This is a genomic window from Lysinibacillus sp. COL-1, assembly GCF_059814265.1.
On the sequence record NZ_JCAWSJ010000004.1, the window covers coordinates 3460801 to 3475477 of the forward strand.

Below are 14677 nucleotides of genomic sequence, written 5' to 3' on the forward strand. Positions count from 1 at the left end.
AAATGCTGACCAATCTTCTGCATTGATTCTGGTTTAACGCCCACTTTAATTGTTGTTTGGGATGGATTTATTGCATAGCGATACTTTACATCAAGAGTTTGAATGGCACTATGTAACAGCCTGTCCTCTTCAAATAGAAGAACATTATCTTCTGCAGATGAGTAGTTATTTTGTTGTTGAGCGTGTAGCTTGTCCTCTTTTTCCTGCTGTCATTGTTCCTTGCGGTAGTAATCACGAGTAGCATTTAAGGTGATTTTATAGAGCCACGTTGTAAGACGATCCTGCTTAAATTGATGTAAAAAGCGGTACAATTTGACAAATACCTCCTGTGAAACATCAGCTAAATCATTCCTATGTACATCACATTGAAAGGCAAATTTTTCAACAGTTCGTTGATGGATACGAATAAGCTCGGTATAGGCCTCCTTATCTCCTTGTTGGGCCCTTGCTATTAAGTCCGACTCCGTCAAAGCGATTCCCCCTTTTGTTAGTGAAACGAAATATTATACCCAATTGTTACAAAAATAATATACCTTTTACTCAAAAAGAAGACCCTTCCTAATATGTTATTATTCTATTTCTAAATAGCTGCTGATATAGGAATATCCGTCGTCAATTTTCTGATATCTGCTTGTGTTATGAGAATATTGAGGTAAAATAAAACTTTAGTATAAGGAGGATTTATTTTCGTGTCATCGAGAGATCAGTTTACAACTAAAATTGGTTTTATTTTAGCTGCTGCTGGAAGTGCTATAGGGTTAGGAGCCATTTGGAAATTCCCCTATATGGCAGGTACTAATGGCGGTAGTGTCTTTATTTTATTATTCATTTTATGTACATTTTTTATCGGCTTACCAGTGCTTATTGCTGAGTTTATGATTGGTCGTCGAGGGCAAAAAGACGCTGTCACTTCCTTTAAGGAACAAGCGCCAGGAAAGCCGTGGTATTTGATTGGCTGGGGTGGCATGGTGATTGCGGGCCTTATCTTATCGTTTTATAGTGTTGTTGGTGGATGGATTTTAAGCTATTTGGGTCGTGCCATTACATTTAAGCTAACAAATGCTAGTTCTGAGATGAATTACGCAGATTTATTTACCAATATTATTTCAAGCCCCTCCGAAGCCATTCTAGTACAGGGACTATTCATGCTATTAACAGTAGTGATTGTATCGGCAGGTATTAAGGGTGGAATCGAAAAAGCCAGCACATGGATGATGCCCTTGCTCTTTATTTTCTTCATTGTCTTAGTTATACGCTCATTAACTTTAGATGGCGCAATGGAAGGCGTTAAATTTATGTTTGTGCCTGATTGGTCTTACTTTAACGCTGAAACATTTTTAATGGCTTTAGGACAAGCCTTCTTCTCTTTAAGTGTAGGTATTGCCGTTATGATTACATATGCTTCCTATTTGTCTAAAACAGAGAAGATTGGTAATTCAGCAATCAATGTAGCTTCCATGAATATTATTATTTCTTTACTTGCGGGTCTTGTTATTTTCCCCGCAGTATTCGCTCTAGGCTATACGCCTGACCAAGGGCCTGGCCTTGTTTTCATTATTTTGCCAGCTGTTTTCGAGCAGTTGCCACTTGGTGGTCTATTCTTAACCATTTTTTTCATCCTGTTGCTATTTGCTACCGTCACTTCCTCCATTTCTATGTTAGAAATTGTTGTAGCCATTGCGATTGGAGACCATCCAGAAAAACGTAGAAAGATTGCTTGGATTGGTGGAATCATCATTTTTATTTTCGGTATCCCAAGTGCGCTGTCGTTTGGTATATTATCAGATGTAAAAATATTAGATCGCTCTATTTTTGACTTTGTTGATTTTCTGACGAACAGCATCGGCATGCCGATAGGAGCCTTCCTTATTTCTATATTTGCAGGTTATTATTATACGAAGGATATTTCACGTAAGGAATTAGCCGCATCTAGCTTAATGTTTAATATCTGGTATATTTTAGTTCGTTTCGTTTCTCCAATTGCCATTTTCATTATTTTCATTCAGGGGATTTTACCTTTATTTAAATAAGAACTAGCCTCAAACGTGCACATTAAAAAGAGGTTGTCGAATGACAGCCCCCTTTTTTTATAAGAAATATGCAAAATATTTTAAATAATACATTTTGCTTCAAATTTAATAGCAATTAGTTTGTAAGAAATGGCTACACAATCTTCAAATGGTATCCATTGTTCAAACGAATGCTCATATGTTTCTTGAATAATTTTTGCAAGTGTCGATGGATCATCTATCCCTTGCAATGCTGCTACTACATCTGCCGTTTCTGTATCATAATGGTCTGGACCTAAGTGGAATGGATCCCACTCCTCTAGCAGATGTACAGCTGCTTGATTCATTTTTATATTTTCCAAAATACTCACCTGTTATCCTTTGATCATACCCGTATGATACCATATTAAATAAAAAAGAAAAGAGTGATTTGCTTGTCTATTTTTGATCAAACTTTCAAACGTCGATGTACAAACTCTGTAAAATGGGACGCAATGGAAAAGGTATATGGCCTAGATGATGCGTCAGATATCTTGCCAATGTGGGTAGCCGATATGGATTTTGCAGCACCAATAGCCGTTTCAAAGGCATTACAGAAACACGCTGAACAAACTATTTTTGGCTATAGTTTTATGGGTGAAGAAGCGATTCAGTCAATCGTAGACTGGCAAAATACTCGCCATGCCTGGCATATTGATAAAGAATCTATCCTATTTTGTAATGGTGTTGTAGCGGCATTACAAAATAGCATTGTAGCCCTAACAAACCCTGGTGACAAAGTACTCATTTCGCCACCAGTCTACCCACCATTCTATAACATCCCCAAAAGTAATGGGCGTGAAGTTGTAAGCTGCCCATTAGTTGAAAAAGATGGTGTGATTGGCTATGATTTCGAAGCCTTTGAACAGGCATTAGCGCAAGATGTGAAAGCCTACATATTATGTAACCCTCACAATCCAGGAGGCTATGTATGGGATGAAGCTACTTTAAAGGAGATTGTACGACTTTGTGCTAAATACGATGTCATCATTATTTCTGATGAAATACATGCTGATTTAATGTTAAACGGGGATAAGCATATTCCTCTAGCAAAGGTTGCAGGTGATGAGATCAATCGTATTATTACTTGCATGGCTCCTACCAAAACATTTAATTTAGCAGGAATTCAAGTTTCTTATATGATCGTAACAGATAGGAAAAAACGTCTACAGCTAGAGGCAATAAATATGGCAAGTGGGCAAGGCTCGTTAAATACATTTGCCTCTGTTGCACTTCATGCCGCTTATACAGAAGGAGCTCCTTGGTTAGACGAGTTACTTCCATATATTTCTACAAATATGGAATATGTAAAAGCCGAGTTAGAGCAGCTTCCAGGCATTCGTGTCACAATACCACAATCCACTTATTTAATCTGGATTGATTACCGCGAGCTAGAGCTTGAAGAAAAGGACATCATGAATCGCTTATTAAAAATCGGAAAGCTTGCATTAGAGCCAGGGACAAAATATGGGGAAGAAGGTCATGGCTTCCTACGTATGAATGTCGCTTGTTCATTTGAAACCGTTCAAGATGGTGTAAAACGCTTTAAAAAAGTGTTTGAATAGAAAATGACAGTAAAAAGGATATCTCAACTTTTGGAGATATCCTTTTATATGTTTAAAATAATGATTTTGTGGAAAAGTTTCTTATCAATCGGATGTAAAAAGAGGTGTTTTCATGGACTTAGCGCCATTAATGATTAAACGTGCATATATGACATTCTTATTTCCCTTTGCCTATTCCACGAAAAACCGTCAAAAAATTGGAGAGGTACTACTAAAGGAAGGTTTTACTTTTTTCACCCTAAATAATACAGCTCTTGAAAATGCCTTTTATGGTGATACGACAATCATCCATGAGGAGCTTGCCCAGTTTTTCTATCCCTTTTTAGAGGATAAATTATTCCCATACGATATGAATAGCCCTGACTTTATTCGGTTTTCAAAAGCATTCTATACCCAAGGCTCCTTACATCATCTAGACAGTCGTATTCATTATGAAATCACGAGTATTGATGTAACACTATGTCCTTTTGGAAACGGTATTATAACCGTGAGAACAAATATAACAGATACCCCACATGATATAAGTGACATTTTAAATTTTATTCACTATTTTAGAGTACTGGAGGCTAAGCTTCGAGAAGAAAAAGGGGCGAGTCATCATTTTTCCTTTGGCCATTGTTCTTCAACCAGTGAACTATTATTTAACTATTTTATCCCCTATTTACAGCCTTTTTTACAGCATCAACAAGACACTAGCTACGAAGGATTACCGTTTTTCGAGGATGAGCGGATGTATGCTTCTGCCTATTTAATTGCTGAGAAAGAAGCAGACATATTACCTGAGCATTTATTTCGATTAGGACAAGTAGATGGTAGAACACCTGCAGGCAAGCCCTTTATTTCCAGCACAAACGCTCAATATATTGCGCAATATGTGCAAGACCATGCACATACACGTTGGGCACCCAATAGCTATATTATTACTTCGGCACAGGCACAAATGACCCTTACGAATTTGCCCTTTGAAAAGTGTACACATAGCATTCAAGAGTTTATGGGAACACACTATTATAATCTTTTCATTCATTATTTTTACAAAATGATGCTCTTAAAGTTGTCCTATGAATATAGTGAAATCAAATGGGGCAAGGATAAGCTCGTTGTGAATGAATTAATTGAATTAATTACAAAATTTTCGGCACGCTATTATTTTGAAGAAGTGATTGTTCGAACGGAAGGAAGAGAAATTTCCCAAATGCTACGAAAGCTGTTCCGTATTAATGAGCATTATGTAGAAACCAAAGCGACATTGGACAGTTTGTATCGCACACAAGAGGATCAATCAGATAATAGAAGTAATAATTTACTGTTTATTTTAACTGTATTTACTGTGGTATCTGGTATTTACGGTATGAACTTAGTTATTGAGGGGTGGAAGGATAGCAGTGATTTCGAGAGTATTTGGAGTTATACACTATTCGAATGGCTAGCGTTTATTACCGCATTAAGTGGGATTGGTTTATCGCTTGTACTCGTTTGTTTCACTGGCTTCAAGACGGTGCAAAATATGATTCGTCGTTATAAAAAATGATCTATAAAAAAGAATCTGCTTACCCTTAACATCTAATGTGGGAAGCAGATTCTTTTTTAGCTAAATGTTTTGTTGATTGTTTGTATTTTTCTTATCTGCTAGAATACGTGCTTCGATTTCTTTTGATTTCATTTCCTGTTTCTTAGAAATTTTTCTAAAAAGCATAAACACGATAATACATAGAATAAGCATGATTAAAAACTCAAAAGCCGCTGGAATATAACCTGATTTGTCTTCAGGGATATATAAAAATTGGTACATAAAGTTTTGCATACTCTACACGTCCTTATAAGTATTATTCAAAAACTGTAATTGACTCAATTTTCACATCTTCTAATGGTTTATCGCGGAAATCTTTTTCAACATCCGCAATTTTGTCCACAATGTCCATACCTTCCACAACATGACCGAATACTGTGTGTTTATGGTCTAACCAAGGTGTACCACCATTTTGTGCATAAGCTTCAATGATCTCCTCTGGGAAACCAGCTCCTTGTAATTGGCGAAGCATATCACTTGGCAGATGCTTCATTTGTACGATAAAGAATTGAGAGCCATTTGTGTTTGGACCCGCATTTGCCATTGATAGCGCACCGCGCAGGTTAAACAAGTTATCTGAGAATTCATCTTCAAAAGAATTACCCCAAATCGATTCTCCACCCATACCAGTACCAGTTGGGTCTCCACCTTGAACCATGAAGTCTTGAATAACACGGTGGAAAATAATGCCATTATAGTAACCTGATTTAGCATGGCCTAAAAAGTTCTCAACCGTTTTGGGTGCATGCTCAGGGAACAACTTAATTTTGATAGCACCTAGTGTTGTGTTCATTTCTACAAGCACTTCGCCTGCTTGTACGTCTGTTGTTAATTGTGGAAACATGGAAGTCTCTCCTTTAATGATAAATTTCAGTTTCAATGAAAAAAATGACTAATGCATCCTTTCCGACCTCATTTTAGTCTAACATACTTCTTATTGGTTTTCTTCATCAAAGTATTGACGATTTTTGCAATTTTAACTTTCATAATCAAAACCAAGGAAATAGGTCTGAGCGAGTATTTGGAATCAATCCAAAATATGTTATTCTGATGAAGGATTTATCGAAAGAGTGGAGGCACACATGAAAAAGGCTTTTGGTTTTTTTATTATATTACTATCCCTACCTGCTTTATGGTGGATTAGTACAAACATTAGGACAGAAATCAATACCGCTCAAGCACATGAGGAACAAATATCGAGTGCTATTCATTTACCTGAGGTACAAACCCAACTTCCTGTCACTCTAATTGATCGAAATGGGCAAACATTTAGCGAGGAATATGTCGAATGGCGACAGCCGTTAACCTTACAAGAAATTCCACAAATTGCCCAGGAAATATTCATTACAAGTGAAGATGCTGATTTTTATGAGCATATCGGTTTTGATTTAAGTGCAATCATTCGTGCAGTTGTAGCCAATTCGAATAGCAACACAGCCTCTCAAGGTGGTAGTACGATTACACAGCAGCTCGTTCGAATGCGTTATTTATCTGATGAAAAAACATATGAGCGGAAATTAACAGAGCTTTTTTATGCGCATGAATTAGAAAAAGAATTTGATAAAGAAACTATTTTAACAATGTATCTTAATGAATCCTATTTTAGCAACCAAGTTTATGGTATCGGTGGAGCAGCGACCTATTATTTTCAAAAGCCACTTCAAGAATTAAGCATTGCTGAAATTGCTTTTATTGCGGCGATCCCAAATAACCCCTCTCTTTATAATCCTTTGAAAAATTTCGATCAAACTAAAGCGAGACAGGAGCGTTTGTTAGATACGCTAGCAGTTAATGGCGCTATTACAAAGGAAAATGCAGCTACCTACAAAGCTGAGCCGATTACATTAAATGTGAAAGATAAAATTCAAAGTTATCCAATGTATAGCACTTACGTTCTTCAAGAGCTAAAGTGGTTAGTTGCTGAAAAAGAGGGTTATGCGGATCGACTGAGCAATACAGAGAATGAGGAAGAAAAGAAAAAAATTAAAGCACAATTAGATAATCGACTAGATACACTATTTCAAAATGGACTCATCATTCAAACTGCACTTGATCCAAATAAACAGCAACATGATGAGGTTAAAATGTCAGCTATTCTCGGTACAGGTTCGTTGCAAGCAGCTGGTGCAGTCATTGAAAACCAATCAAGAGAAATTGTCAGCTTGTATGCAGGAAAAAACTATGAAAAATTTGATTATCATCGTGCATTCCAAGGAACACGTCAGCCTGGATCAGCCTTTAAACCTTTAGCAGTCTATGCCCCTTTCTTTGAAACGTCAGCACATACACCTGATTCTATTGTCAATGGAGGTAGATACTGTGTTGGCTCGTTCTGTCCGCAAAACTATGGGGGCTATACGTATGGTGATGTGTCCCTCCGTACAGCTTTTCGACACAGCTACAACACATCTGCACTGCGTCTCTTTGAAACTATTGGCGTTGAAACGGCCTTTCAATACCTTAATCGCTTTCACTTCCGTTCGATTGTAGCGAAAGATCATAATTATGCCGCTTCATTGGGTGGGCTAACTTACGGTGTGACAGCCTTAGAGCTAGCAGATGCCTATACAAGCTTTATCGATGGCTCCTATGTTTTAGCTCATGGTATTCGTAAAGTGACAGCTTTAGATGGAACTGAGCTTTATAGTTGGGATACACAGCGTAATCAAATCTGGTCTCCGAAAACGGTGAAATATATGCGTGAGCTTCTTGCTGATGTTGTGGCAAATGGGACAGGACAAGGGGTTTACAGTAACAGCGACTATATAGGAGCAAAAACAGGCACAACTAATGACTATCGGGACTACTGGCTTGCCGGACTTAATGATGGTTATACTGCGGCTGTATGGCTAGGCTATGATAAACCTCAATCCATGCAAAAATTAGAGGCATACAAAATTCATCATCAATTATTTAATGTTTTATTAGAGTAGTGAAACAGCAAAGAGGTAGCAGTCTTACATGACTGCTACCTCTTTTCACTAGTATGTAATGTAACTAATTGGCAAACGGCAAACTTGCCAAAATGCCATTATATAGCTTCAACACAACATAAATAATGAGTGTTAAAAGAATGGTCCACATAAAAAGCTCAAAGATTAATAGACCAATTGTGCCGCCCATCGACATAAAATGACTCATTTTATAAATCAGATAAATAAAATAGGTAAACACTGTTATGATAAAGATACCAATCAAAACATAAATAAATTGGATGGCAAATGCGGAACACATGGCGCCGATAAACAAGATAATGTAGCCACCTCGAGCCTGACTAACAGTAGCTCCATCATTATCTTTTGAGAAAAACAGCATTCCTAGCTCATGAATCGTTTCCCCTACTAGTTTCAGTGCAGAAAATAACATAAAAAAAACAATAGCAAAAACAATGAGCAAAAATACACGTAACTCAAAATCAGATAAAAATTCTCGCATACCTGAATAAACACCGATTGCTTGAAAAATCTGTAAGGATTCGCCAACAGCATACATGCCAAATGTCAAACTAAACAATAAAATTGTAATTAATGGTAGATAACCATAGATATAAGGATTCCTCATAAAAAATTTTTTCCTCTATTTTTATTGATAACTTCCTATTTATAATATAACGAAAAATCTTCCACTACCGCAAGCTAAATCCCATTCGTCCATATGCATTCGCAATTAAAGTACGTTATAATTGGTATACTTACCTGCATAAAGGAGGGTTTTTTTGTTACAAGTACTTTATATTTTCATTCCAATGCTTGCTGCAATATTAGTGCCTTTTTTATATAAACGCATGAAAAATATTCACACAGGCTGGTTTGTTCTTGCTGTACCTGCTACACTCGCAGTAATCTATGCAACATATATTGCACAAGTAGCTGAAGGAGAAGTATTTATTGCAGAGCTACCTTGGATTCCATCACTTGATATTTCCATCGTTTCGTATTTGGATGGACTTAGCTTATTATTCTCACTACTCATTACCGGAATTGGTTCATTGGTTGTACTTTACTCTATCTTTTACTTAGATAAGCATAAAGAAAAATTACATAATTTTTATGTTTACTTATTGCTATTTATGTCAGCCATGCTGGGAGTAGTACAGTCAGATCATTTAATAACACTTTATTTCTTTTGGGAACTAACATCTATTTCGTCATTTTTACTCATTGGCTATTGGTATAACCGTGATGCCTCACGCTTCGGTGCACTGAAGTCCATGATGATAACAGTCGGTGGCGGCTTAATGATGCTAGGTGGTTTCGTTCTTCTTTATTTAATGGGAGGAACCTATTCCATCCGTGAACTGATTGTGATAGCACCTAATTTAGTAGACCAACCTTTATTCACTTGGTCGCTCGTTTTATTACTTTTAGGCGCATTTACAAAGTCCGCACAATTCCCATTCTATATTTGGCTACCAGATGCAATGGAAGCACCGACACCAGTAAGTGCCTATCTTCACTCCGCAACAATGGTCAAAGCAGGTATCTATTTAGTGGCACGCTTTACACCTATTTTTGCTGCCTCAGAGCTTTGGGTATGGCTTGTAACAGGAGTAGGTCTCTTAACATTATTCTGGGGTTCCTTCTTTGCAGTGAAGCAAACAGACTTAAAAGGCATTCTTGCATTTTCTACAGTCAGTCAACTGGGACTGATTATGTCACTGCTTGGGGCGAGCGCCGTTGCCTTTCATGCTAACGACACAGTCGATACGATTAAATTTGCGGCATATGCAGCTATTTTCCACCTTATCAACCATGCAACATTTAAAGGCAGTCTATTCATGATTGCAGGGATTGTGGATCATGAAACAGGAACTCGTGATATTCGAAAACTTGGTGGTTTAATGAGTATCATGCCGATTAGCTTTACTGTGGCAGCAATTGGCAGCTTATCAATGGCCGGTCTTCCACCGTTTAATGGCTTCTTAAGTAAAGAAATGTTTTTAACAGCTATGCTTGCCCTTCAAAAGTTTGAATTTTTCGGCTTTGAAACATGGGGAGCACTCTTCCCTATTATTGCTTGGATCGCTAGTATTTTCACATTTATCTATAGCTTTTATTTTGTTTTCCGAACATTTAATGGCAATTACAAGCCGGAACAATTACCTCATAAACCACATGAGGCACCAATAGGGATGCTTATTTCGCCGATACTTTTAGCAGCATTAGTCGTAATTATTTTCTTCATCCCGAATTTGATAGGCAATACCTTTGTCAAGCCTGCTGTTCAAGCCATTCAGCCATTTTTATATGATACGCCACAAGCTGTTGATATACATGTATCAGCTTGGCATGGCATTAACCCTGAGCTACTGATGACAATCGGAATAATTATCATTGGGGTATTATTATTTGTTGCCTTACCAAAATGGCAAGGAATATACCAACGATTCCCACAAGCATTCACATTAAACAATGCCTATGACAAAATCATGCAGGGGTTGGGTGTTGGCTTAAATCGTTTATCACGACGCTATATGACTGGCTCGATGCGTCACTATTTACTGTATATGTTTAGTGGAATCGCTATTATCGTCATTGGCTCTCTTTTCGTGAAGGATGCTTTTAGTCTTTCATTCCAAGGGGCCTCACCAATTAGACCATATGAAATTATATTGATTGTGGTTTTATTAATTGGTACAGCCATTACTATCTTGGCCAAGTCACGTTTAACAGCCATTATTGGACTGGGTGCTGTTGGCTACACTGTTGCATTATTCTTTGTTATTTTTAACGCGCCGGATTTAGCGTTAACACAGCTCGTTATTGAAACGATTTCAGTAGCACTATTTTTATTAGCATTTTATCACCTCCCGAAGCTTGGTAAGCGCGAGGAAAGAATGAGATTCCAATTAAATCGTGCCATTGTTTCAATTGCAGTTGGTGTTATGGTAACACTTGTGGCACTATCTGCGCATTCACAAAAACTGATTCCTTCTATTGCTAAGTACTACGAGGAAACCGTGTACTCATTAGCTGGTGGAGGAAATATTGTAAACGTAATTTTAGTAGATTATCGTGGTTTCGATACATTATTTGAAATTACAGTACTAGGCATTGCGGGCATGGCGATTTTAGCCATGATTAAGTTACGTATGAATAGAAAGGAGAAAACACATGAAAACAAATGATGTGATAATACAATTTACAGCTAAAATTGTGTTTTTCATTATTTTCTTCTTCTCCATTCATATATTTTTAGCTGGTCACTACACGCCTGGGGGCGGCTTTGTTGGAGGACTGTTAACATCAAGTGCACTTGTTCTCTTAGTGTTAGCTTTTGATATCAATACAGTGCGCCATATCTTACCTATCAATTATACGTATGTAACAGCTATTGGCTTACTATTAGCCCTTGCTACTGCGGCATTCCCAATGTTTGTGGGCAAACCGTTTTTTACGCATTACTTTGATTATTTCGATTTACCGCTTCTGGGCAAACAGTCATTACACACGGCTATGCTTTTTGATAGCGGTGTCTATTTGGTTGTTGTCGGCGTTACGATGACCATTATTCAAACGATTGGGGAGGATGAATAATGGAAATAATTATGGCCTTTGTCATCGGCTTTCTCTTTATGGCAGCTGTCTATTTAATTTTATCGAAAAGCTTATTACGCATTATTATTGGAACAGGTCTTTTAAGTCATGGTGCCCACCTGCTCATCTTAACAATGGGGGGCCTTGGTGGCGAAGCACCACCCGTTTTAAACGAAGGAGCCAAAACTTTTGCGGACCCTTTACCCCAGGCACTTATTTTAACAGCTATTGTTATTAGCTTTGGGGTTACAGCATTCTTCCTTGTACTTGCTTATCGTTCCTATCAGGAGCTTAACACAGATGATATTAGCTTAATGAGAGGAAGTGATGAGGATGAATAACTTCCTATTATTGCCCATTATCATCCCGTTTTTCTTCGGTATGATTTTAATGTTTGGGCAAAAAAATCTAACCTATCAACGGTCATTTTCATTACTTGGTATTGGGCTCGCCTCCATCTCTGCTATTTCACTTCTTTTAAAAGTGAAACAGGATGGTATTCAAAAGGTAACATTCGGAAATTGGCCTGTTCCTTACGGTATTACAATGGTATCTGATATGGTATCTGTATTACTCGTTACAACGACATTGCTTATTGCATTTTTTGTTGTTTGGTATGGTTTCGGTTCCATTACGAAGGAACGTGAACGCTTCTTTTATTACCCTGGTATTATGTTTATTTTAACGGGGGTCAATGGGGCCTTTACGACTGGCGATATTTTCAACTTGTTTGTTTTCTTTGAGGTATTGTTAATGGCTTCCTACTTACTCATCGTTCTAGGTGGTGAGAAGGGACAACTGAAAGGGTCTATTAAATATATTTTAATTAATGTTATTTCTTCGGCCTTATTCGTTATTACCGTTGCCTTTTTATATTCCGTAGTCGGTACATTAAACATGGCGGATATTGCTGTCAAAATTGCTGAAATTAATCAGCCGGGAATTATTACGGTTATTGCCGTCCTATTTTTAATGGTATTTGGACTAAAAGCAGCCATTTTCCCATTATACTTTTGGCTTCCTACTTCTTATGCAGCAGCGCCAATTCCTGTCCTAACTCTATTTGGTGCTTTGCTTACAAAGGTGGGTGTCTATGCCATTACACGTACCTATACGCTATTTTTTGTACATGATTTATCCTATACGCACGATTTATTAATGGTACTAGCCATTGCTACTATCGTAGCTGGATGTATTGGGGCACTCGCTTATTTTGATGTCAAACTCATTATTATCTACAATATTGTTATTGCAGTAGGTGTCATTTTATTTGGTGTTTCTCAAATGAATGAGGTTTCCTTAAAGGGTGCTATGTTTTATTTAATTCACGATATGCTTATAAAGGCAGCACTCTTTATGTTAATCGGCATTGTCATCTACATTACTGGTACATCTGATTTGCGTAAGATGGGTGGTCTCATGAAGAAATATCCTGCCCTAGGCTGGTGTTATTTGATTGCAGCTTTTGGTTTAGCCGGCATTCCACCACTTAGTGGATTTGTTGGAAAGTTGCTTATTGTACAGGGAGGCTTTGAGGCTGGTAGTATGTGGAGTAGTATTTTTATCTTAGCATCTTCACTGCTTGTCCTATTATCCGTGATTCGTATTTTCCTTTATGCTTTTTGGGGTGAGGAGAAAGAAACACACGGGTCTGTCGATAAATCTGTCTATAAGATGCTGTTTATGCCTACTGCCCTTTTAGTACTCATTACTGTAGCATATGGTGTTGGTTCAGAATGGATTACGCCATTCATGGACGATGCAGCAAAATTATTAACGGATCCATCTATCTATATAGATGCTGTCATGAAGGGGGATTAACACAATGGCATTTCAAATGATTTTAAATTTTGTACTTGCCTTCGTCTGGATGTTCCTCTCCTCTAATTACACAGCAGCTGGCTTTATCATAGGGTTCATCATGGGGATCATTTTACTTATCATCATGCGAAGATTTTTCAAATCACGTCTTTATGTCTACCGCTTATGGGCCCTTATTAAACTGACTTTGCTGTTTTTTAAAGAGTTAATATTAGCCAATGTGCAAGTTTTAAAGGTCGTGTTAAAGCCTAAATTGGACATGCAACCTGCCTTTTTTGCCTATCCTACTGTTTTAACCGAAGACTGGGAAATCACTTTATTATCAAGTCTTATTACGTTAACACCCGGAACAGTGGTAGTGCATGTATCAGATGATGCGAAAACATTGTATGTACATGCGATTGATATTAATGATGTGGATGAAGCTGTTGCTTCCATTCGAGATTCATTTGAGAAAGCGATTTTGGAGGTGAGTAAATCATGACAACATTTATTATTGCTGTGATCGTAGTGATTTGCTTATCGATGATTGCAGTTATTTACCGAATGGTAAAAGGCCCTTCTGCATCTGATCGTGTTGTCGCTTTGGATTCACTTGGTGTTTCACTTATTTCTCTTATTGGACTATTTTCGATTTTAGTGGAAACAAGCTTCTTTCTAGAAATTATTTTATTGCTTGCGATTTTATCGTTTATCGGGACAATGGCTTTCTCTAAATTCATAGAGAAAGGAGATATCATTAAACGTGACAATTCTCGCTAATAGCTTAGTTATCTTTTTCATTTCTGTTGGCGTACTGTTTATCGTCGTCACAGCTATCGGACTTGTCCGCTTACCTGATTTGTATACGCGTGCCCATGCCGCTTCTAAAAGTGCAACACTGGGTGTCATGTGTGTATTGATTGGTGTATTCTTTCACTTTTGGCTAATAGAAGATCATTTCAATCCCCGAATTTTACTAGGGATACTGTTCCTCTTCATCACTGGTCCTGTAGGGGGACACATTATGACTCGTTCTTCCTATATCGCTGGTGTAAAGCCTTGGAAAGGTACAGTACGTGATGAGTTAGGTCCTGAAATTGACAGAATGAAAAAAGAACAAAATGTAAAATAAACATAAAAGAACTGCTCGTTCGT

At 37.6% G+C, this 14677-nt stretch carries 16 protein-coding genes; 11 read left to right on the forward strand and 5 right to left on the reverse strand.

Features of this window, described 5'->3' with window-relative positions; genetic code table 11:
• Nucleotides 1-209 precede the first annotated feature (209 nt).
• Complete coding sequence (locus tag AC6BKE_RS25380; RefSeq protein WP_244504873.1) at nucleotides 210-470, reverse strand: sigma factor; 261 nt, start codon at nucleotides 468-470, stop codon at nucleotides 210-212.
• A 219-nt stretch (nucleotides 471-689) separates the two neighbouring features.
• Here AC6BKE_RS25380 and AC6BKE_RS25385 point away from each other — a divergent pair, with 219 nt between their 5' ends.
• Entirely contained in the window at nucleotides 690-2030 is a 1341-nt protein-coding gene (locus AC6BKE_RS25385; protein WP_036119854.1) for a sodium-dependent transporter, read from the forward strand.
• A gap of 80 nt (nucleotides 2031-2110) precedes the next feature.
• On the opposite strand, the gene AC6BKE_RS25390 is transcribed toward AC6BKE_RS25385, so the two are convergent.
• Nucleotides 2111-2371, reverse strand: a complete 261-nt coding sequence (locus AC6BKE_RS25390; protein ID WP_080717041.1) for a DUF1871 family protein — start codon at nucleotides 2369-2371, stop codon at nucleotides 2111-2113.
• A 72-nt stretch (nucleotides 2372-2443) separates the two neighbouring features.
• Between AC6BKE_RS25390 and AC6BKE_RS25395 the strand changes: the two genes are divergently transcribed.
• Nucleotides 2444-3613, forward strand: a complete 1170-nt coding sequence (locus tag AC6BKE_RS25395) for a MalY/PatB family protein (protein ID WP_499858219.1) — start codon at nucleotides 2444-2446, stop codon at nucleotides 3611-3613.
• Between the two features lie 112 nt (nucleotides 3614-3725).
• Nucleotides 3726-5144 (forward strand): magnesium transporter CorA family protein, encoded by a 1419-nt coding sequence (locus AC6BKE_RS25400; protein ID WP_036118111.1) that lies wholly within the window; start codon nucleotides 3726-3728, stop codon nucleotides 5142-5144.
• A 60-nt stretch (nucleotides 5145-5204) separates the two neighbouring features.
• On the opposite strand, the gene AC6BKE_RS25405 is transcribed toward AC6BKE_RS25400, so the two are convergent.
• The gene (locus AC6BKE_RS25405; protein ID WP_089934031.1) at nucleotides 5205-5417 is read right to left on the reverse strand and encodes a hypothetical protein; all 213 of its coding nucleotides are present in this window, start codon (nucleotides 5415-5417) and stop codon (nucleotides 5205-5207) included.
• 22 nt (nucleotides 5418-5439) lie between these two features.
• A complete protein-coding gene (locus AC6BKE_RS25410) occupies nucleotides 5440-6027 on the reverse strand; it encodes a peptidylprolyl isomerase (RefSeq protein WP_036118107.1) in 588 nt (195 codons plus the stop codon).
• Nucleotides 6028-6265: 238 nt separating this feature from the next.
• On the opposite strand from AC6BKE_RS25410, the gene AC6BKE_RS25415 reads away from it, so the two are divergent.
• Entirely contained in the window at nucleotides 6266-8116 is a 1851-nt protein-coding gene (locus AC6BKE_RS25415) for a transglycosylase domain-containing protein (RefSeq protein WP_036118104.1), read from the forward strand.
• Between the two features lie 64 nt (nucleotides 8117-8180).
• On the opposite strand, the gene AC6BKE_RS25420 is transcribed toward AC6BKE_RS25415, so the two are convergent.
• A complete protein-coding gene (locus AC6BKE_RS25420) occupies nucleotides 8181-8744 on the reverse strand; it encodes a DUF5366 family protein (RefSeq protein WP_089934034.1) in 564 nt (187 codons plus the stop codon).
• A gap of 154 nt (nucleotides 8745-8898) precedes the next feature.
• Here AC6BKE_RS25420 and AC6BKE_RS25425 point away from each other — a divergent pair, with 154 nt between their 5' ends.
• The 7 genes from AC6BKE_RS25425 to mnhG are packed head-to-tail and all read left to right on the forward strand — an operon-like array spanning nucleotide 8899 to nucleotide 14654.
• Nucleotides 8899-11310, forward strand: coding sequence for a Na+/H+ antiporter subunit A (locus AC6BKE_RS25425; RefSeq protein WP_499858220.1), 2412 nt, complete (start codon nucleotides 8899-8901; stop codon nucleotides 11308-11310).
• A complete protein-coding gene (locus AC6BKE_RS25430) occupies nucleotides 11297-11719 on the forward strand; it encodes a Na(+)/H(+) antiporter subunit B (RefSeq protein ID WP_036119837.1) in 423 nt (140 codons plus the stop codon). Before AC6BKE_RS25425 ends, AC6BKE_RS25430 begins: the two co-directional genes overlap by 14 nt.
• Nucleotides 11719-12060 (forward strand): Na(+)/H(+) antiporter subunit C, encoded by a 342-nt coding sequence (locus AC6BKE_RS25435; RefSeq protein WP_004228379.1) that lies wholly within the window; start codon nucleotides 11719-11721, stop codon nucleotides 12058-12060. Before AC6BKE_RS25430 ends, AC6BKE_RS25435 begins: the two co-directional genes overlap by 1 nt.
• Entirely contained in the window at nucleotides 12053-13540 is a 1488-nt protein-coding gene (locus AC6BKE_RS25440; RefSeq protein ID WP_499858221.1) for a Na+/H+ antiporter subunit D, read from the forward strand. Before AC6BKE_RS25435 ends, AC6BKE_RS25440 begins: the two co-directional genes overlap by 8 nt.
• A 4-nt stretch (nucleotides 13541-13544) precedes the next feature.
• Nucleotides 13545-14024, forward strand: a complete 480-nt coding sequence (locus tag AC6BKE_RS25445; protein ID WP_036119832.1) for a Na+/H+ antiporter subunit E — start codon at nucleotides 13545-13547, stop codon at nucleotides 14022-14024.
• Nucleotides 14021-14302 (forward strand): Na(+)/H(+) antiporter subunit F1, encoded by a 282-nt coding sequence (locus AC6BKE_RS25450; RefSeq protein ID WP_004228375.1) that lies wholly within the window; start codon nucleotides 14021-14023, stop codon nucleotides 14300-14302. The genes AC6BKE_RS25445 and AC6BKE_RS25450 overlap by 4 nt, the downstream gene beginning before the upstream one ends.
• Entirely contained in the window at nucleotides 14286-14654 is a 369-nt protein-coding gene (gene mnhG / locus AC6BKE_RS25455) for a monovalent cation/H(+) antiporter subunit G (protein WP_036119829.1), read from the forward strand. The genes AC6BKE_RS25450 and mnhG overlap by 17 nt, the downstream gene beginning before the upstream one ends.
• The last annotated feature ends 23 nt before the right edge of the window (nucleotides 14655-14677 follow it).

Bases quoted from the DNA above. Each gene is read 5' to 3' on its own strand.
- AC6BKE_RS25405 (WP_089934031.1), bottom strand. From the start codon at position 5,417: ATGCAAAACTTTATGTACCAATTTTTATATATCCCTGAAGACAAATCA.
- AC6BKE_RS25450 (WP_004228375.1), top strand. From the start codon at position 14,021: ATGACAACATTTATTATTGCTGTGATCGTAGTGATTTGCTTATCGATG.
- AC6BKE_RS25435 (WP_004228379.1), top strand. From the start codon at position 11,719: ATGGAAATAATTATGGCCTTTGTCATCGGCTTTCTCTTTATGGCAGCT.
- AC6BKE_RS25400 (WP_036118111.1), top strand. From the start codon at position 3,726: ATGGACTTAGCGCCATTAATGATTAAACGTGCATATATGACATTCTTA.
- AC6BKE_RS25410 (WP_036118107.1), bottom strand. From the start codon at position 6,027: ATGTTTCCACAATTAACAACAGACGTACAAGCAGGCGAAGTGCTTGTA.
- AC6BKE_RS25445 (WP_036119832.1), top strand. From the start codon at position 13,545: ATGGCATTTCAAATGATTTTAAATTTTGTACTTGCCTTCGTCTGGATG.
- AC6BKE_RS25415 (WP_036118104.1), top strand. From the start codon at position 6,266: ATGAAAAAGGCTTTTGGTTTTTTTATTATATTACTATCCCTACCTGCT.
- AC6BKE_RS25440 (WP_499858221.1), top strand. From the start codon at position 12,053: ATGAATAACTTCCTATTATTGCCCATTATCATCCCGTTTTTCTTCGGT.
- AC6BKE_RS25420 (WP_089934034.1), bottom strand. From the start codon at position 8,744: ATGAGGAATCCTTATATCTATGGTTATCTACCATTAATTACAATTTTA.
- AC6BKE_RS25430 (WP_036119837.1), top strand. From the start codon at position 11,297: ATGAAAACAAATGATGTGATAATACAATTTACAGCTAAAATTGTGTTT.